Origin of the sequence: Bradyrhizobium sp. ORS 111 (genome assembly GCF_045571485.1) — a bacterium.
Classification (GTDB): domain Bacteria; phylum Pseudomonadota; class Alphaproteobacteria; order Rhizobiales; family Xanthobacteraceae; genus Bradyrhizobium.
The window spans coordinates 3,121,797-3,139,998 of the sequence record NZ_CP120701.1; the positions used below are offsets into that span (position 1 = coordinate 3,121,797).

Genomic DNA, 18,202 nt, shown 5'->3' on the forward strand with positions numbered 1-18,202 from the left:
GAGATAGATGATCTTGTCAGGATTGTTGCGCGCGGCGGCCGCCGGCGCGGTGCTGCTGGCAGCGCCCTTGGCGCATGCCGAAGGCACCTACGAAATTCCAGCGGGCGCGCATTTCAACAAGGAGAAGCTCGCCAAGATCGGTGCGTTCTTCACGAATGAAGTGGCGACCGGCAAGATTCCCGGCGCGATCGTCCTGATCCAGCAGCACGGCAAGCCGGTCTACCACCAGGCCTTCGGCGTGCAGGACGAGGTCAGCAAGGCACCGATCACCGACAAGACGATCTTCCGGCTGTTCTCGATGACCAAGGCGATCACCGCCGTGGTCTCGATGCAGCTCCTGCAGGAAGGCAAGTACAAGCTCGACGATCCCGTGTCGAAATACATTCCCTCCTTTGCCAATGTGAAGGTCGGCGTCGAGAGGAAGAACGAGGACGGCACCAAGACGCTCGAGCTGGTACCACCGAAGCGGCCGATGACGGTCCTCGATTTGATGACGCATACGTCGGGCGTGACCTACGGCTTCTACGGCGACAGTCTGGTGCGCAAAGCGTATCGCGAGGCCAACATCTATGCCGGCGATTTCGATCTCGCCGAGTTCGCCGAGCGGATCGCCAAGCTGCCGCTGCACAACCAGCCCGGCGCGCTCTGGCAGTACGGCCATTCCACCGACATCCTGGCGCGTGTGATGGAGGTCGCGACCGGCCAAAAGCTGTCGACGATCGAGCGCGAGAAACTGCTCGATCCGCTCGGCATGAAGGACACAACGTTCTTCGTCACCGATCCCGAGAAGCAGAAGCTGATGGCCGAGCCGATGCCGAATGACAGCGATTTCCGGGTCGGCCGGATCAACGATCCGACCAAGGTCAAGAAATGGGAGTCCGCGAGCGGCGGCATGGTCTCGACGATGGCCGACTATTCGCGCTTCGCACAGATGCTGCTCAACGGCGGCACCTTCGAGGGGAAGACCATCCTGAAGCCCGAGACCTTCAAGGAGTTGACAACCGATCGTGTCGGCCCGGGCTCCGGCGTCGAGCGCGACTATTTCTATTTCCCCGGTGACGGCTTCGGCTTCGGGCTGGGGCTCGGGGTGCGCACCGATCCCGGCAATGCAAAGCCGCCGCCCCCTGGCGACCTCGGCGAGCTGAAATGGGATGGCGCCAGCGGCTGCTACTTCGTGATTGACCGCAAGCAGGACATGTTCTTCATCCTGCTCGAGCAAACGCCGACCGAGCGCCAACGCATCCAGCGGACCCTGAAGCAGTTGATCTATGAAGCGATGGAGAATTGACCTGCCCGGGCGCCGCGCGACAATCGCGGCGCTCGTGCTTCTGCTGGGCGCAACCGGTGCGAAGGCGGGCTCGGAGGGCTCCGTCGGGCACAGGTTTTCGCCGGAAGGTTTGGCCAAGGTCTCCGATTACATCAGAAACGAGATCGCGACCGGCAAGATTCCCGGCGCGATCCTCTTGCTGCAGCAGCATGGCAAGCCGGTCTACTACCGGAATTTCGGCGTCCGCGATGTCGCAACCGAGCTCTCGATGAGCGCCGACACGATCTTCCGTCTTTATTCGATGTCGAAGCCGATCACTTCGGTCTCGGCGATGATGCTGGTCGAGGAGGGCAAGCTCAGGCTGGACGATCCGGTCTCGAAATACATTCCGGCGTTTGCCGACATGAAGGTCGGCGTGGAGAAACGCGGTGAGGATGGCAAGGCGACGATGACGCTGGAGCCGCTCAAGCGTCCCGTCACCATCGAAGACCTGATGCGCCATACCGCAGGGCTGCCTTACGGCTATTACGGCGGCGGTGTCGTCAACAAGGCCTATGCCGATGCCGGCTTGTTCGACAACGATCCCTCCAATGCCGACCTGGTGGCGCGGCTCACGGCGCTGCCGCTCGCCGAGCAGCCCGGCACGCAATGGGATTACGGCCACGCCACCGACGTGCTCGGCCGCATCATCGAGATCATCACTGGAAAGTCGCTGCTTCAGTTCGAGCAGGAGCGGCTGCTCGGTCCGCTCGGCATGACCGAGACCGCGTTCTATGTCGCCGACAAGGCGAAATGGCCGCTGATCGCCGAGCCGATGCCGAAAGATCGCAGCATCAGTCCGGTCGCCGAAATCCGCGATGTCAGGAAGCCGCTGCGATGGGAATCCGGCGGCGGCGGCATGGTCGGCACCATCGGCGATTATGCGCGCTTTTCGCAGATGCTGTTGAACGGCGGCACCTATGAAGGGCGGCGCTACCTGAAAGCAGAAACCATCGCGCTGATGGCCTCGGATCATATCGGTCCCGAAACCGGGGTCGTCCGCGACAAGAACTATTACCCGGGCCTGAACTCGGGTTTCGGCCTCGGCTTCGCCGTTCGCACCTCGGTTCCCGCGAACACGTCCTGGCCGCTCGGCGAGTATCGCTGGGACGGTGTCGGGGGCACGTTCTTCTTCATCGATCCCGAGGATGACCTGTTCGGGATCTTCATGGTGCAGACACCGTCGCAGCGCGGCCGGATCCAGCTTGAGCTGAAGACGCTGATCTACCAGGCGATGGGGCGGTAGCCCGGATGGAGCGAAGCGTATTCCTGGGCAGTTGTGCCCGCGGCTCACGCGGTCCCGGATTGCGCTGTGCTCCATCCAGGCTACGGGAAGCTACGCCGCGCGCACGATCTCGCGGACGTGGCCGACGGCTTCCTCGATCATCGCGGCGGTCACGTCGAGATGCGTGCAAGCCCTGATCCGGCCGTCCATCATCGCCAGCATCACGCCGCGCTTGCGCAGCTCGGCGACCATCTTGTCGCCGGGCACGCCGGCGCCATCGGGCTTGAAGAACACGAGGTTGGTCTCGGGCGCCTGCACCTCGATGCCGTTGATCTGGGACAGGCCGCGCGCCAGCGCTCGCGCATTGGCGTGGTCGTCGGCGAGGCGGTCGATGTGATGGTCGAGCGCGTAGACGCAGGCCGCGGCGCAGACGCCGGACTGGCGCATCGAGCCGCCGAGCCGCTGCTTCCAGCGCCAGACATCGTCGATGAAGCCGCGCGTGCCGGCGATCACACCGCCGATCGGGGCGCCCAGCCCCTTCGAGAAGTCGATCCAGGCCGAATCCCAGCCTGCCGTCATGTCACGCGGCGAGATGCCTGACGCCACGGTGGCATTGAGCAGCCGCGCGCCGTCCATGTGGGTGGCAAGGCCATGGGCCTTCGCAATGCCGACGACCTCGTCGAGCACCGCCTTCTTCCAGATCGTGCCGCCGCCGATATTGGCGGTCTGCTCGACGCTGACGAGAATTTGCGGCGGCTGATAGCGGGTGCGCGGATGCAGCGCGGCGCGGAGCGCCTCTGCCGTGAACTGGCCATCGTCGCCCGGCAGCGGCGTGATCTGGAAGCCGCCGAGTGCGGCATGCGCGCCGCCTTCGCGCGCGATGATGTGGGCGGTCGCATGCGCCAAAATCTCGTCGCCGGGCCGGCAATAGGCCAGCGTCGCCGCGACATTGCACATCGTGCCCGACGGCATGAACACGGCCGCTTCCTTGCCGAGCAGATCGGCGACCCGGGCACAGAGCTCGTTGGTGGTCGGATCGTCGCCGACCTGCTCATCACCGACCTCGGCTTTGGCCATTGCCTCGCGCATCGCAGGCGTCGGCTTCGTCTGCGTATCCGACAGCAGGTTGATGCGGACAGGCGGAGCCTTGGGATCGGGCGGGGCAGGGGTGTAGTGCATGTCACATTCTCTCCAGTGTCATTCCGGGATCGTCCGAAGGACCAGACCTCAGGGGCGCAATTGCGCGCCGGGGAATCCCGAGATTCCGGGTTCGCGTCTATGACGCGCCCCGGAATGACGTCGCCTCAACAGACTCGCAGATTCGAGTTTGACCGCGCCGATCCTAGCCAAACAAAAAGGCCCCGGCAAAACCGGGGCCTTTCGTATCTCGCATGCGTGCTGTGATCAGCGCGAATAGAATTCGACGATCAGATGCGGCTCCATCTGCACCGGGAACGGCACGTCGGAGAGGCCGGGGATGCGCGCGAACTTCGCGGTCATCTTGGAGTGATCGACCTCGATGAAGTCAGGCACGTCGCGCTCGGCGAGCTGGATCGCTTCCAGCACCGGCGTGAGCTGCTTGGAGGATTCCTTGACTTCGATGGTGTCGCCGACCTTCAGCTTGTAGCTGCTGATGTTGACACGGCGGCCATTCACCTTGACGTGGCCGTGGTTGATGAACTGGCGCGCGGCGAACATCGTGGAGACGAACTTGGCGCGGTAGATCACGGTGTCGAGGCGGCGCTCAAGGAGGCCGATCAGGTTCTCACCGGTGTCGCCCTTCAGGCGGCTGGCTTCGACATAGATGCCGTGGAACTGGCGTTCGGAAATATTGGCGTAGTAGCCCTTGAGCTTCTGCTTGGCGCGGAGCTGCACGCCGAAGTCGGAGAGCTTGCCCTTGCGGCGCTGGCCGTGCTGGCCGGGGCCGTATTCGCGGCGGTTCACGGGGCTCTTCGGGCGGCCCCAGATATTCTGGCCCATGCGGCGATCGATCTTGTACTTCGCCTCACTGCGCTTTGTCATCGCGTCCTCTTTGCATGGCCGTCGCACGGTGCGGCGGCGTTTTGTCAGTTTCAGGTTTGAGGAGACGCGCCCTCCTGTGCACCGGCCCGAAGGCCTGTGCCGACAGATCCGCCTCGAAAGCTCGGGGACGAACCACGGGTCGCGAAACGCTTCGCGGGCCGAAACCGGCCCGCGAGCAGGGGTGGTCTTAAGGACAAAGCGCCGCCATGTCAAACAAATCGGCGCATCTTCCGGCCCGTTTTGCTGCCAAATCGGCCGTTTTGGGCGCTTTGCGGCCGGTTCCGCCCATCCGGACGGGCGGGGAATCGGCCTCTGGCCGGATCGCCCGCAGCTCGGGGGGATTGCGGCGAGAATTGCGAGCCGGCGCTACTGACGCCCAGCGGACGCGGTGCGCCGACTTCGATCGAGATGATCAGTCAGCGCTTGATCCCGGCAAAGGCCGCGGCGATGCCGCGCTGAAACAGCGACCAGTCGAAGCCGAGCGCGAGCGCGAGGTAGCCGCAATCGATCATTGCGTTGGCCTGCTCGGCCGTGCGCGCGACCCCGCCGATCGGCACGCCGCTTTTCATGATGCCTGCCTCGGCGCGCTGCATCAGCGCCACGACCTCGGGATCGTCGGGCAGGCCGCGCTTGTTGATCGAGGTGGCGAGGTCGCCGGGGCCGATCACCGCGAGGTCGATACCGGGCGTTGCCATGATCTCGTCGATGCGGTTCACCGCCTCGACATGCTCGATCGTGATCATGCAGATCATGTCGTCATCGGCGGTCGCCATGTAGTCCGCCATCGAGACGCCCCAGCGGAACGGCGCGTGGAACGGTCCCCACAGCCGGTCGCCCTTCGGCGGATAGCGCACGCTGCGCACAGCCTTCTCGGCGTCCTGCCGGTTGCAGATCATCGGAAAATTGATGCCGAGCGCGCCAAGATCCATCGGCGCCTTGGCAAGGTGCGGCTCGTTGGCTGCGATCCGCACCATCGGCACGCATGATGTCCCCGACGTGGCGACGATCATCGCATGCGCGGTGGTCAGGTCGATCGGCCCGTGCTCGAGGTCGACGATGATCCAGTCCAGCGACTGCGCCATGATCTGCACGGTCTGGATGCTGGGAATGGTCGCGATCGCGCCGAAGGTAGGGCGCTTCTCGCGCCACTGCTTGCGCAGGCGGTTGAGCGGCGTCAGCGGTGCTGAAGTCAATTGCAATCCTCCTTGGACGATCAGAGGAAGCTAGCCGCGCAGCGTGACGGCGGAAAGCCCCCCTGACAAGCGAAGGAAGCTTGTATCGTTCGACCCTCTGATATACCGTTACGGCTGTCGCGAAAAACGACAGCCAATCCTTGGGCCGTCGCGTGCACGTCAACCATGCACCTCGCATGGTTCGGCCAGCGTCTCCGAAAGCAACCGCCTGACGATATCGGGCAATCGCAGTCATCAGCGCTTCAGCGCGCTGCTTGCTTGCGACAACAGGAGCGCAACAATGCGACATACGACGACGATTATCGGCGCGGGACTTGGTGGCCTTACACTCGCCCGCGTCCTGCACCTCCATGGCTTCGAAGCAACGATCTACGAAGCCGAGGCCTCCGTGAGCGCGAGAGCGCAAGGCGGCTTGCTCGATATTCACGAATATAACGGTCAGATCGCCCTTAGAGCCGCCGGGCTCTTCGACGCATTCCTCGGTCTCGTCCGTCCCGGCGAAGATGCCAAACGTATCGTCGACAAGGACGGCAATGTGTTGTTCGATCACCCCGGCAGCCACACGAGCCGTCGCCCCGAAATAGACCGGGGCGATCTTCGGCAAATGCTCATCAATTCGCTACCGCCAGAGACGATCAAGTGGGGTCACAAGGTTACGTCCATCGCAGCACTCGGGGACGGACGGCACGCGGTCAGCTTTTCGTGCGGCCTGACGATCACGTCCAACGTGCTCGTGGGCGCCGATGGTGCGTGGTCAAAGGTCCGTCCGCTTCTTTCAGATTCTAAGCCGACCTACACCGGCACGTCATTCATCGAGACGAGGCTGTTCGACGGCGACGCACGCCACAAGGCGAGCGCTGATGCGATCGGCGGTGGCACGCTGATGGCTGTCGCGCCGGGCAAAGGTATCTTGGCGCATCGTCATGCAGATGGAGCGCTGACCACCTATGTGGCCCTGAACAAGCCGGAAGATTGGATCAACTCCATCGACTTCAGCGATGCAAGAGCCGGCTTGGCCCATATTTCCGAGCAATTCAAAGGGTGGGCTCCGCACCTGATTGCCCTCATTACGGACGGTGAGATCAACCCCGTGCTTCGACCGATCTATGCGCTCCCGTCCGGACATCGATGGAGGCGCGTGCCGGGCGTAACTTTGCTTGGCGACGCGGCGCATCTGATGTCACCTTTCTCAGGTGAGGGGGCCAACCTTGCCATGTACGACGGCGCAGAGCTCGCCCAAGCGCTCATCGCGACTCCCGATGACATCGAAGCCGCGTTCGCCGCGTATGAGAAGGACCTCTACCCCCGAAGCGCCCGAGTTGCGGCAGAAACCGCACAAAACCTCGTGCGGTTTTTCGACGATACCGCACCTCGGGGCGCAATCGATCTGTTCAGCAAGCATCTTGCGAAAACGGAGGGACCTTGAAGACGACGGATCACGCCGGGATGCGGCCGCCGAAGAACGGCGTCAACGCTTCGCTGAGCTTGTGGGGGCGTTTCGATGTGAAGATCATCTCGGCGCCCGCCGCATCGCCCGTGCCGTCGGCCGGGCCGAGCAGGTCGACGACGCGGCGCGCGATCGCGGGCGCCGGATCGATCCAGTCGACCGGCCAGGGCGCGAGCCGTCGCAACCGGTCCAGCAGCAGCGGATAATGCGTGCAGGCCAGCACGACGGTGTCGGTGCGGGCGGGGTCGTCGGCGTTATCGCCGATGAAGCAGGGCGCGAGCTCGGCTGCGATGTCCTCGTCGCGCACCGCCTGTCCGCTCAGCGCGGCTTCCGCCAGCGACGCCAGCTCGCCGGAGCCGACCAGCGTCACCTCGCACCCCTGGGCGAAATCCGAGATCAGCTTGCGGGTGTATTCCCGCTTCACGGTGCCCCTGGTGCCGAGCACCGAGACGCGCCGGGTCTTCGATGCGGCACAGGCCGGCTTGATCGCCGGCACCGTGCCGACGAAAGGCACCCGGTAGGCGTCGCGCAGATGCGACATCACGATCGTGGACGCGGTGTTGCAGGCGATCACCACGAGGTCGGGAGCGTGGGTCTCGATCAGTTCGCCGATCAGCGGCACCACGCGGGCGACGATCTCGTCCTCGCTGTGGTGGCCATACGGAAAAAAGGCATCGTCGGCGACATAAACGTAACGGGCGTCGGGCCGGGCCCGGACGATCTCGCGCAGCACCGTCAGCCCGCCAAGGCCGGAATCGAAGACAAGGATGGTTGAGGAAGTAGACACGTCCGGCAGATTATCCGATCCAGGGTTACCATTCGGTTGTTCTGCCTGTCCGACCATTGGGGCCCGCACAAGGCGGTGAAGTCAGGGAATTTCATACAGCCTTGGCCGATATCTGCCACCATCAAGGCAAGCCATTGCTTTGACGTGTAGAATCCGAACAGGCCGAAGGGCAGACCGATCATGATCCGCAACACCGCCTCGAGCTGGGGCTCACTCGCCCGCGCGTTCCACTGGGTGCTGAGCATCGCCATCCTTGGCATGCTGGCCTATGGCTGGTGGATGAACCACCTCGCGGCGCGGCCGGATCGCTTGTTCTACCGTTCGATCCACGCCGATATCGGCTACCTGGTGCTGCTCCTGACGGTGCTCCGGCTATTATGGCGCGGCGTCAACCCGACGCCCGAGCTGCCGGCGCAGACGCCGGCCTGGCAACGGATCGCGGCCCGCGTCAGCCATATCGCGCTCTATGCCGTCACCATCCTGGTGGCGATGCTGGGCTGGGCGCATTCCGGGGCGCATACGCCTGATTATTCGAGCTTCTTCGGCCTGTTCCACGTGCCGCAGATTACCTCGCCCGACAAGGCTGCGGCGCAGGCCTACGAGGACAGGCACATCTTCTTCGCCTATGTGCTGCTGGCGCTGATCGGGCTGCATCTGGCCGCCGTGGCGTTCCATCAGTTCGTCAAGCGCGATCGCATCGCAGCGCGCATGATCGGTTCGGCGCAAGCCGTCCGCGCGACTGATGACGATTTCAAACGCCCTCGTGCATCAGGCCGCGAGCGGGACCGCGGCCTGATGGTTGATGGCTGAAAGCCGCGGAAAGGCAGTCCTATCCCGCCGGCATCTGCTTCTCGACCAGCCGCACCCAATAGGATGCGCCGTGGCCGAGGATGTTGTCGTTGAATTTGTAGGCCGGGTGGTGGCACATCGGGCCGTCGCCCATGCCGAGAAACACGAAGGCGCCGGGGCGCGCTTCCAGCATGAAGGCAAAGTCCTCGCCGCCCATCACGGGGGTCACGCGCTCGTTGACGCGGTCGGCGCCGACCACGTCGCGGGCGATTTCCGCAGCGATGCCGGCCTCGCGCGCATGGTTCAGCGTGACCGGATAGAGCCGGGTATAGTTCGTCTCGGCGCGCCCGCCATAGGCGCGGGCGGTGTTGTCGGCGACCTCGGCGATCCGGCGCTCGACGAGATCGCGCACTTCAGGGTCGAGCGTGCGCACGGTGCCGGCGAGCTTGACGGTCTCCGGGATGATGTTGAAGGCGGTGCCCGCCTGGAACATGGTGATCGAGATCACCGCCGACTTCAGCGGATCGACGTTGCGCGCGACAATCGACTGCAGCGCATTGATCACCTGCGCGCCGATCAGGACGCTGTCGATCGCCTCGTGCGGGGCGGCGCCGGCGTGACCGCCCTTGCCATGGATCGTGATCTGCACCGTGTCCGACGAGGCGAGCATCGGGCCCGGCGTGGTGGCGAAATGGCCCTCGGGCAGCCCCGGCATGTTGTGCAGGCCGTAGACCTCCTGGATGCCCCAGCGGGTCATCAGCCCGTCGTCGACCATCGCCTTGCCGCCTGCGCCGCCTTCCTCGGCGGGCTGGAAGATCACGATTGCGGTGCCGTCGAAATTGCGCGTTTCGGTCAGGTACTTCGCGGCCCCCAGCAGCATCGCGGTGTGGCCGTCATGGCCGCAGGCGTGCATCTTGCCGGGAATCTTCGAGGCATAGGGCACGCCCGAAGTTTCCTCGATCGGCAGCGCGTCCATGTCGGCGCGAAGGCCGATGGTCTTGCCTGACGTGTTCTTGCGGCCACGGATCACCCCGACCACGCCGGTGCGCCCGATCCCGGTCACCACCTCGTCGCAGCCGAACTCGCGCAAGCGGTCGGCGACGATGCCAGCCGTGCGGTGGACTTCGTAAAGTAGTTCAGGATTCTCGTGGAAGTCATGGCGCCAGGCGGCCATTTCGTCCGAGAGGGCGGCGACGCGATTGACGATGGGCATGGGAAAAGTCCGTTTCTTGTGCGCTTTGCGGGGCCGCGTGAGCCTAGCGTAACCCGCCGCTTTGTCACGCAGAATGGAGCCGTCAATCCGGGGCGCTGCGAAGCATCGAACCCGGAATCCCGTGCCACAATCTCGAGATTCCGGGTTCACGCGCAGTGGGCGTCCCGAAATGACGGAAAGGAGATCAGCTTTCCCCGAACACCCGCTTGAAGATCGTGTCGACGTGCTTGAGGTGGTAGCCGAGGTCGAACTTCTCCTCGATCTCCGCGTCGGTGAGGTATTTCTTCACGTCGGCGTCCTTCTTGAGCAGCGTCTGGAAGTCGCCTTCGCCGCGCCAGACCGGCATCGCGTTGCGCTGCACGAACTTGTAGGCATCCTCGCGGCTCGCGCCCTTCTGGGTCAGCGCGATCAGCACGCGCTGCGAATGCACGAGGCCGCCGAGGCGGTCGAGGTTCTTCTGCATGTTCGCAGGGTACACCAGGAGCTTCTCGATCAGTCCGGCGAGGCGGACCAGGGCGAAGTCGAGCGTCACGGTCGCGTCGGGGCCCATCATGCGCTCGGCGGACGAATGCGAGATATCGCGTTCGTGCCAGAGTGCGACGTTCTCCAGCGCCGGCGTCACATAGGCGCGCACCATGCGCGCGAGGCCGGAGAGGTTTTCCGACAGCACTGGGTTGCGCTTGTGCGGCATCGCGGATGAGCCTTTCTGGCCCTCCGAGAAGAACTCCTCGGCTTCCAGCACCTCGGTGCGCTGCAGGTGGCGGATCTCTACCGCCAGGCGCTCGATCGAGGAGGCGATCACGCCAAGCGTCGCAAAATACATCGCATGGCGGTCACGCGGGATGACTTGCGTCGAGACCGGCTCCGGCCGCAGGCCCATCGCCTTGGCGACATGCTCTTCAACGCGCGGATCGATCTGGGCGAAAGTGCCGACCGCGCCCGAGATCGCGCAGGTCGAGATCTCCTCGCGGGCGGCGACGAGGCGGGCGCGGGCGCGGCTGAATTCGGCATGGGCGTAGGCGAGCTTGAGGCCGAAGGTGACGGGCTCGGCGTGGATGCCGTGCGAGCGGCCGATGGTCGGCGTCATCTTGTGCTCGAAGGCGCGCGTCTTCAGCGCCGCCAGCACCCGGTCGAGATCGGCAATCAGCAGGTCGGCGGCGCGCTTGAGCTGCACGTTGAGGCAGGTGTCGAGCACGTCAGAGGAGGTCATGCCCTGGTGCACGAAGCGCGCCTCGGGGCCGACGATCTCGGCGAGATGGGTCAGGAAGGCGATGACGTCGTGCTTGGTCTCGCGCTCGATCTCGTCGATCCGCTCGACGTTGAAGGTGGCGTCCTTGGCCTTGGCCCAGATCGTCTTCGCGGCCTCCTTGGGGATCACGCCGAGCTCGGCCAGCGCGTCGGCGGCATGCGCCTCGATCTCGAACCAGATCTTGAAACGCGTCTGCGGCTCCCAGATGGAGGCCATTTCCGGGCGGGTATAGCGGGGGATCATCGAAAACTCCGAAGGGGGCGGGGGGCGCGCAAAAAGCAGCGCAGCCGGCCGATTTGTTTTTACGCCGTGCTCTAGCAGATCGGGCCCGGGGAGGCCACCCACATGGGGGATTTCGAGGGGAAAGCCGGGCCAAATGGGCGGCCTGCGGAATGGTGGCCGCGAAGGGACCGGGCTCCCTCTCCCGCTTGCGGGGGAGGGCTGGGGTGGGCGCTCTCACCACGAGTCATGCCGTGGAGAGAGCCCCCACCCGGATCGCATCTTCCGATGCGATCCGGCCTCCCCCGCAAGCGGGAGAGGCCGCGACTGTGGATCGACCGATCATCCCTCTACAAATTCGCCAGTCCGCATTCGACGGCGAGGCGGACGAGCTGGGCGTCGGTCCGCATACCGGTCTTGGCCTTGATGAGGTAGTGGTAGTTCTGCACGGTCTTGGTGCTGAGATTGAGGTTGGCGGCGATCTGTTCCTTGGTGCTGCCTGCCGCGAACTGCCTGAGGATCTCGATCTCGCGTTCGCCAAGCTGGTCGAGCGCCGATTTGGTCGGCAGCAGGCTTTCAATGGCCAGCACCCTCGCGACGTCGTCGCTCATCGCAGGTTCGCCACGCGCAACCGAGCGGATCGCCTTGATCAGCTCGGCCGGTTCGCTGCCCTTGGTGACGAAGCCGCTGGCGCCGGCGCCGAACGCCGCCTTCACCTGGGCCGCCTCGCTGTGCATGCTGAAGACAAGGATACGGGCGGCGGAATCGCGGGCGCGGATGTTGCGGATCGCTTCGAGGCCGCTCGCGCCGGGCATCGAGATGTCCATCACTACGACGTCGGGTGCGTGCGACTTGAACGCGCGGTAGGCGTTGGCGGCATTGTCCGCCTCGGCGACCACGTGGAAATCGTCTTGGTGCTCGAGCACGCGCCGGTAGCCCTGGCGGACGACGGGGTGATCGTCGACCAGCAGGATCGAGATGCCTGTGGTCCTCGCCGTGGTCATCAGGCGGCAAGCGGAATCGTGGCGGCGACGGACAGTCCGCGGCTGGCGCGCGCGATCGATAGCGAGCCGCCGAGCGCGGCCACCCGCTCGCTCACCCCGGTGAGGCCGAAGCCCGCTGACTGCGCCACCTTGGCTGCGTCGCCGTCGCCGTCGTCCTCGACGCGGACCAGGAGCGCGTTCTCCGGCTCGGTGCGCCGCTCGATCCGCAGCACGATCTCGCGCGCGGCGCTGTGGCGCAGCGCATTGGTCAGGCATTCCTGCGCGACGCGATAGGCGGTGGCGGCGACCGTGCCGGAGATATCCGCGAGGTCGCCCTGTAGGTCGAGCTGGATCATCGGCTGGGTCGCGGCGCGCGATCGCCAACTGTCGACCAGATCGACCAGGCTTGCTTCGAGTCCGAGTTCCTCTGCCGGCGGATGGCGCAGGCGGTTCAAGGTATCGCGCAGGCAGGCCATGATGCGGCGCGTGGCCTGCGAGATCATCCGTGCATCCTGCGCGATTTCGGTACCGGCAGCGTATTTGTCCCCGGCGCTCGCCTCGATCGTGCTGGTGAAGGCGAGGATGGCCGTAAGGTTCTGGCCGAACTCGTCGTGCAGCTCGCGGGCCAGCGTGCGTCGTTCGTCGCTGCGGATCTCGAGCAGGCGCCGGGTCAGGACGGCGCGTTCCTCCTCGGCCTGGGCGAGGCGCTCGCCGAGATCGCTGACGGCTTGCCCGATCATCGCCAGCTCCATCGAGCGGATGCGAGGCAGCGTGGTTCGATATTGGCCATCGGCCATGCGCTGCAGCGCCGAGACAATCGAGCGGGCAGGGGCCAGCGTATGCGCGATCGCCAGCGAGGCAAGCAGGGCGATGGCAAAGGCCATCAGCAACGCGACATGGATGTTGTCCAGGATGTGCTGCCAGGCGAGCGCGACCGCGGCGTCCGGATCTGGGTTGGCGAGCACGGTTCCCGCGGTGGCCGCCCGCACACTGATCGGGCGGGCGACGGTCGGGTGATCGCCGAGCAGCGTCTGCACGGCGGCGGCAAACCAGCGCGGCGGTGCCTTGCCGATCCCCTTGCTTTGTCCGCAAAGCGGCCTCTCGAATGCACCGGCCGGTTCGAATTGAACGCAAATGCCGGGCGAGATCAGCCCCATGGTTTCGATGGTGCGCCAGTCCGGCGCGGGCAGCAGTTGCTCGCGCATGCGGTTGCTGCGCAGCAGCAATTCGCGCCAGTAGAGCGCTCCGAGCGCCTGCGAGACGCGCTCGGCCGACGCCGCCGTGGTGCGATCGACGCTGCGATAGGCGTCGATGGCGGCCCAGACGGTGGCCGCGCCGAGGCACAGCGCGACGATGACGAGCAGGCGGCCGACCAGTTGAAGCACGAGGCGCATGCGATCACTCCACAGCCAGAGCTACTGCGTCACAGCGATGGACCCTCATCCCTGAGGAGCCCGCGGAACGCGGGCGTCTCGAAGGATGTAGGCCGCGGATGGGACCTCATGGTTCGCCTGGCGATGCGCAGTATCGTCCAGAGACGCGCTTCGCGCTCCTCACCATGAGGGTGTGTGCCACCGCACAACCATCGTAACAGCACCGTCATTCCTGACCAATTGCAAGCGCGCGTCGCGGTGCAGATCGGGAAATTTGCCCAACAAAGTTTGGGCAGATGTCTTTGGACGGCAAGGCCGGCCTCTGCTCTAACAGCAGGCGGGGCCTTCGCACGGGCGGATCGCCATGGAACAGTGGGGAGCCAATGCAGATGAGTGCCAAGGTCGGTGCCGTGACCCCATCAGGCGGCAAGGACACGGCTGAACGCGGCGTCCTCCTGCTCTGGATGATCTTCACCGGCCTGTCGCTGTTCGCCGCGTTCCTGCTCTGGCGATACGGGCTGATCCGTCTCATGGTCAGCTCGGATCGAACCTACATTTCCAGCGTCATCGCGGTGCTCTACATCGCGACCTCCGTGCACTGCTTCTGGCGGACACGGGCGATCGCGCGGGAGGGCGAGGCAGCGCGCGGCTGTCGCGCGATCCTCGCCGCGCCTGGCGGCGCCAGGGCGCTCGCTGACGAAGCGTCCGACCTGCCGCGCGGGCTGGTGACCGATCACATCAAGAGCCTGGTGCAGAAGGCCGAGGTGCAGGCCAAAGGCCCGATCGACCAGACCCTGCTGCTGCGGACGCTCGCGGACCGCCTGCGCGGTTCGAACGGCTTTGGCGCTTTCGCCTCCGACACGCTGATGAAGCTCGGCCTGCTCGGCACCATCATCGGCTTCATCATCATGCTGGCGCCGATCGCCACGCTCGATGCCGCCGACAAGGTCGCGATGAAATCGTCGATGGGAATGATGAGCGACGGCATGGCGGTCGCCATGTACACGACGCTGGCGGGGCTGATCGGGTCGATCATGGTCCGGATCCAGTACTACATGCTTGATACCGCGACCCAGCGGGTGTTCTCCGACGCCGTCGTGCTGACCGAGACGCACGTCACCCCGGCTCTGGAACGCCGGTCATGATGGATGAGTTCGGCCTCTATCCGCGCGACGAACAGTTCGACCCGCTCGGCGTGATGCTGTTCAAGGCGCTGCAGGTCGTGGCCTTCCTGTTCTTCCTGGCGCTGCTTGCGGTGTCTCCGGATTCCAAGGAAGGCAAGATCGACTCCAAGGCGGAGTTCATCATCACGATGGACTGGCCGGACAATCATCCCGACGATCTCGACCTGTTTGTGCAGGATCCCGCCGGTAACATCGCCTGGTACCGGCATCGCGAGGCCGGATTCCTGACGCTCGACCGCGACGATCGCGGCGGCGCCAACGACTTTATCATGATCAACGGCAAGAAGATCGCGTCGCCGATCCGCGAGGAGATCGTCACCTTGCGCGGCATCGTCCCCGGCGAATACACCGTCAACGTCTCGCATTTTCAGGCCACGACCGGCGAGCCGGTCGCGGCGAACGTGAAGGTGCAGAAGCTCAATCCGACGGCGCAGGTGATCTTCGACGACAAGGTGACCCTCAATCACACCGGCGACGAGAAGACCGCGGTCCGCTTTCGCCTCGATGCCGAGGGCAAGGTGATCAACGTCGACCAGCGGCCGAAATCGCTGCTGGAGACGTTCCGCAATGTCCACGCGAACGGTGCTGATATCGATCCGAAGACAGGGGTGAGGACGCGCCGTGACTAGCTTGCAGTCGATCATCCTCACGCTTGCGGTCGCCTATGCGGTGATCGGCGCATTGTTGTTGATCGTGCTGGTCTATGCGCGGCTGCACTGGTCGCTGAAGGCGCTGGCGATCATCGTGACCAGCACCTTCTACGTCGTCAGTTTCGGTGGGATGCGCGGGCTGCTCGGCTGGGCCACGACGGACAAGCTGCCGGCGTCCTTCAAGCTGCTTGCCGCGCGGATCGTTGAGCCGCATTCGCTGGAGGGCGACCCCGGCGCGATCTACCTGTGGGTCGAGGAGCTCGATGAGGACAATCGGCCGAGCGCCGTTCCGCGGGCCTTTCGCGTGCCCTACAACGACGCGCTGGCCGAGCAGACCCACGCGGCAGAGAACGAGATCAAGGCCGGGCATACGCAAGGAGGGCGGGCGGCCGATTTCGGCGGCGGCGAGGGTAGCCTCACGGACTTCGTCCGGGAGTACGTCACGCCGAAGGCGATCCTGGAGACATCGGGCGGGGATTCCTCGACCGGCGAGTTCAAGGCCCCGCCGGCCGGTGCGCAGGGATCGGTGTTCACGCCGGTGCCACCGCCCCGGATGCCCCCCAAGGACGAGCAGCAATAGGGCTGGCGGGGGCCGAAATTGGTCAGCAGGGTGGACAGTAATCGTCCGGAATCCCCACAATCCACAGAATATGCAAGCTTAGCGCAATCCGGGGCTAGATTTCATTTCGTAACCCATATTTTCCCGGCAAAGGGGCCGCTGCGTGAGCGGCCCCTTTCGTGTCTGGGCCCCGGGCCAAGCCGACCAGCCGCTGCAAAGCCGAAGGAGAGGAACCGCCGCCGCGGTCGAGGTCCTCACGTTCCGACTTAGAAATATTTGATGACAGATATTGAAATCTGTCAGCGAGATGATCTATATTGAACTTGCGCCGGGGCAGGGCGCCAGATGGCTTTTCCGGCGTTTGGTCGGTGAGCCCAGCTTAATTGACTACCTCGAAGGACTACCTCCATGACTATCGAAATCATTCAATTGACCGCCCAGATTCAGAAGTGGCTCAACCATCGCGTCGCCCGCCATTTGGCCGCTCAGGCCGCCAAATTCACCCGCGGGCAGGACAGCGATAATCAGACGGTGAACGTATGAACGAGGCGGTGGTCTTGACACCCGAGCGGATCCTCGAAGCAACCGAGGATGTTTTGCGGCGCTTCGGATTAGCCAAGGCCACCGTCGTCGATGTCGCCCGTGCGCTGGATGTCAGCCACGGCAGCGTCTATCGCCATTTCCCCAGCAAGGCTTCGCTGCGTGACGCGGTGGCCAAGCGGTGGCTCGATCGCGCCAATGAGCCGCTGTGCAAGCTTGCGGCAAGTTCCGGCCCGGCGCCGGAGCGGTTGGAGAAATGGCTCCGCACCGCCTTTGCCATCAAACAGAAGAAGGTCTGCGACGATCCCGAGATGTTCGCGACCTATCTCGCGCTGGCCCAGGAAGCTCGCGAGGTGGTGGAAGCTTACAAAGACAAGCAGGTCGACCTGATCGCGCGGATCCTGTCCGATGGCATCGCGCAGGGTGTGTTCCAGATCGACGACGTCAAGGCAACCGCGCGAGCCGTGTTCGACGCGACTGTCCGCTACCATCACCCGGCGCATGCCGAGGAATGGGCCAAGCCCGAATGTGCGGCGCGGATCGATGCGCTGATGGCCCTGCTGCTGAGGGGCCTCGAAGCGCCGCGCAAGCACTAGCGGCAGCTCTCCAACATTCCGCAATCCCCGCTGGCGCCTTTGGCAGATTGCAGGCTGAAGGCACCCCGTGTTTGATGTTGCCGGGGATCGGGTTCGACCCCACCGGGTCTAGTGCAGCGGATCACAATGCGGCTCGCACTCATTGCCGATATTCATGCCAACCGACAGGCCTTCGCCGCCTGTCTCGAAGCCGCGCGGGCGCGCGGCGCCGAGCGGCTGATTTGCCTCGGCGATATCGTGGGCTACGGCGCCGATCCCGAATGGGCTGTCGATACGGTGATGGACCTCGTGAGCAAGGGCGCCGTCGTCGTGCGCGGCAACCATGACGATGCGGTCGGCTTGCCGAGCGATCGCATGAATGACGAGGCGCAGGCCGCGATCGACTGGACCCGCAACCGGCTCAGCGCGGAGCAGCAGCGCTTCCTCGCCGGCCTGCCAATGATGCGCGAGGAGGACAATCGCCTGTACGTGCATTCCGAGGCGTCGGATCCGGCGAGATGGCGCTATGTCCGCGACACCTCCGATGCCGCGCGCAGCATGATGGCGACCGGTTTGCAGATCACGTTCTGCGGCCACATCCACCGTCCCGGGCTTTATTCGATGTCGTCGGCCGCGAAGATGACGAGCTTTGTCCCGACCGCGGGCGTCGCGGTGCAGTTGCTGACGGGACGGCGCTGGCTCGCGGTGCTCGGGTCGGTCGGTCAGCCGCGCGATGGCGACCCTGCCGCGTCATTTGCGATGTACGACACCGCGAGCCGCGAGATCACCTATCTGCGCGTCGCTTACGACGTCGAGACCGCGGCGGCGCGGATCAGGGCGAACGGGCTGCCGCACTGGCTCGCCGATCGTCTATTCGCTGGCCGGTGA

At 64.8% G+C, this 18,202-nt stretch carries 18 protein-coding genes; 10 read left to right on the forward strand and 8 right to left on the reverse strand.

What is annotated here, in order from left to right; translation table 11 throughout:
* Positions 1-7: 7 nt before the first annotated feature.
* Both P6U30_RS14245 and P6U30_RS14250 read left to right on the forward strand, forming a co-directional pair.
* Positions 8-1,288, forward strand: coding sequence for a serine hydrolase domain-containing protein (locus P6U30_RS14245; RefSeq protein WP_407169620.1), 1,281 nt, complete (start codon positions 8-10; stop codon positions 1,286-1,288).
* A gap of 1 nt (position 1,289) precedes the next feature.
* Positions 1,290-2,552 (forward strand): serine hydrolase domain-containing protein, encoded by a 1,263-nt coding sequence (locus P6U30_RS14250; RefSeq protein ID WP_407170449.1) that lies wholly within the window; start codon positions 1,290-1,292, stop codon positions 2,550-2,552.
* 90 nt (positions 2,553-2,642) lie between these two features.
* On the opposite strand, the gene P6U30_RS14255 is transcribed toward P6U30_RS14250, so the two are convergent.
* From P6U30_RS14255 to P6U30_RS14265, 3 genes are all read right to left on the reverse strand, one after another.
* A complete protein-coding gene (locus tag P6U30_RS14255) occupies positions 2,643-3,710 on the reverse strand; it encodes a threonine aldolase family protein (protein WP_407169621.1) in 1,068 nt (355 codons plus the stop codon).
* 225 nt (positions 3,711-3,935) lie between these two features.
* Complete coding sequence (gene rpsD, locus P6U30_RS14260; protein WP_407169622.1) at positions 3,936-4,553, reverse strand: 30S ribosomal protein S4; 618 nt, start codon at positions 4,551-4,553, stop codon at positions 3,936-3,938.
* Between the two features lie 416 nt (positions 4,554-4,969).
* The gene (locus P6U30_RS14265) at positions 4,970-5,746 is read right to left on the reverse strand and encodes an HpcH/HpaI aldolase family protein (protein ID WP_407169623.1); all 777 of its coding nucleotides are present in this window, start codon (positions 5,744-5,746) and stop codon (positions 4,970-4,972) included.
* 280 nt (positions 5,747-6,026) lie between these two features.
* Between P6U30_RS14265 and P6U30_RS14270 the strand changes: the two genes are divergently transcribed.
* A complete protein-coding gene (locus P6U30_RS14270) occupies positions 6,027-7,172 on the forward strand; it encodes an FAD-dependent oxidoreductase (RefSeq protein WP_407169624.1) in 1,146 nt (381 codons plus the stop codon).
* Positions 7,173-7,182: 10 nt separating this feature from the next.
* Here the strand turns inward: P6U30_RS14270 and murI are convergent, their stop codons facing one another.
* A complete protein-coding gene (gene murI, locus P6U30_RS14275; RefSeq protein WP_407169625.1) occupies positions 7,183-7,980 on the reverse strand; it encodes a glutamate racemase in 798 nt (265 codons plus the stop codon).
* Between the two features lie 180 nt (positions 7,981-8,160).
* Here murI and P6U30_RS14280 point away from each other — a divergent pair, with 180 nt between their 5' ends.
* Positions 8,161-8,790 carry a cytochrome b gene (locus tag P6U30_RS14280; RefSeq protein ID WP_407169626.1) on the forward strand — a complete coding sequence of 210 codons (630 nt, stop codon included), beginning with the start codon at positions 8,161-8,163 and terminating at the stop codon, positions 8,788-8,790.
* 19 nt (positions 8,791-8,809) lie between these two features.
* On the opposite strand, the gene P6U30_RS14285 is transcribed toward P6U30_RS14280, so the two are convergent.
* The 4 genes from P6U30_RS14285 to P6U30_RS14300 all read right to left on the reverse strand — a co-directional run bounded on the left by P6U30_RS14285 (position 8,810) and on the right by P6U30_RS14300 (position 13,827).
* Positions 8,810-9,982 carry a M20 aminoacylase family protein gene (locus P6U30_RS14285; RefSeq protein WP_407169627.1) on the reverse strand — a complete coding sequence of 391 codons (1,173 nt, stop codon included), beginning with the start codon at positions 9,980-9,982 and terminating at the stop codon, positions 8,810-8,812.
* A 184-nt stretch (positions 9,983-10,166) separates the two neighbouring features.
* Entirely contained in the window at positions 10,167-11,474 is a 1,308-nt protein-coding gene (gene purB / locus P6U30_RS14290; protein WP_407169628.1) for an adenylosuccinate lyase, read from the reverse strand.
* 326 nt (positions 11,475-11,800) lie between these two features.
* Positions 11,801-12,454 carry a response regulator gene (locus P6U30_RS14295; protein ID WP_407169629.1) on the reverse strand — a complete coding sequence of 218 codons (654 nt, stop codon included), beginning with the start codon at positions 12,452-12,454 and terminating at the stop codon, positions 11,801-11,803.
* Complete coding sequence (locus P6U30_RS14300; protein ID WP_407169630.1) at positions 12,454-13,827, reverse strand: histidine kinase; 1,374 nt, start codon at positions 13,825-13,827, stop codon at positions 12,454-12,456. The genes P6U30_RS14295 and P6U30_RS14300 overlap by 1 nt, the downstream gene beginning before the upstream one ends.
* 368 nt (positions 13,828-14,195) lie before the next feature.
* Between P6U30_RS14300 and P6U30_RS14305 the strand changes: the two genes are divergently transcribed.
* The 6 genes from P6U30_RS14305 to P6U30_RS14330 all read left to right on the forward strand — a co-directional run bounded on the left by P6U30_RS14305 (position 14,196) and on the right by P6U30_RS14330 (position 18,202).
* Positions 14,196-14,951: a MotA/TolQ/ExbB proton channel family protein gene (locus tag P6U30_RS14305; protein ID WP_407169631.1), complete on the forward strand. Its 756-nt coding sequence runs from the start codon at positions 14,196-14,198 to the stop codon at positions 14,949-14,951.
* Entirely contained in the window at positions 14,948-15,619 is a 672-nt protein-coding gene (locus tag P6U30_RS14310; RefSeq protein WP_407169632.1) for a hypothetical protein, read from the forward strand. The genes P6U30_RS14305 and P6U30_RS14310 overlap by 4 nt, the downstream gene beginning before the upstream one ends.
* Positions 15,612-16,220 (forward strand): hypothetical protein, encoded by a 609-nt coding sequence (locus P6U30_RS14315; RefSeq protein ID WP_407169633.1) that lies wholly within the window; start codon positions 15,612-15,614, stop codon positions 16,218-16,220. Before P6U30_RS14310 ends, P6U30_RS14315 begins: the two co-directional genes overlap by 8 nt.
* 387 nt (positions 16,221-16,607) lie before the next feature.
* Complete coding sequence (locus tag P6U30_RS14320; protein WP_407151697.1) at positions 16,608-16,742, forward strand: hypothetical protein; 135 nt, start codon at positions 16,608-16,610, stop codon at positions 16,740-16,742.
* Complete coding sequence (locus P6U30_RS14325) at positions 16,739-17,335, forward strand: TetR family transcriptional regulator (RefSeq protein WP_407169634.1); 597 nt, start codon at positions 16,739-16,741, stop codon at positions 17,333-17,335. The genes P6U30_RS14320 and P6U30_RS14325 overlap by 4 nt, the downstream gene beginning before the upstream one ends.
* Before the next feature lie 126 nt (positions 17,336-17,461).
* Complete coding sequence (locus P6U30_RS14330; protein WP_407169635.1) at positions 17,462-18,202, forward strand: metallophosphoesterase family protein; 741 nt, start codon at positions 17,462-17,464, stop codon at positions 18,200-18,202.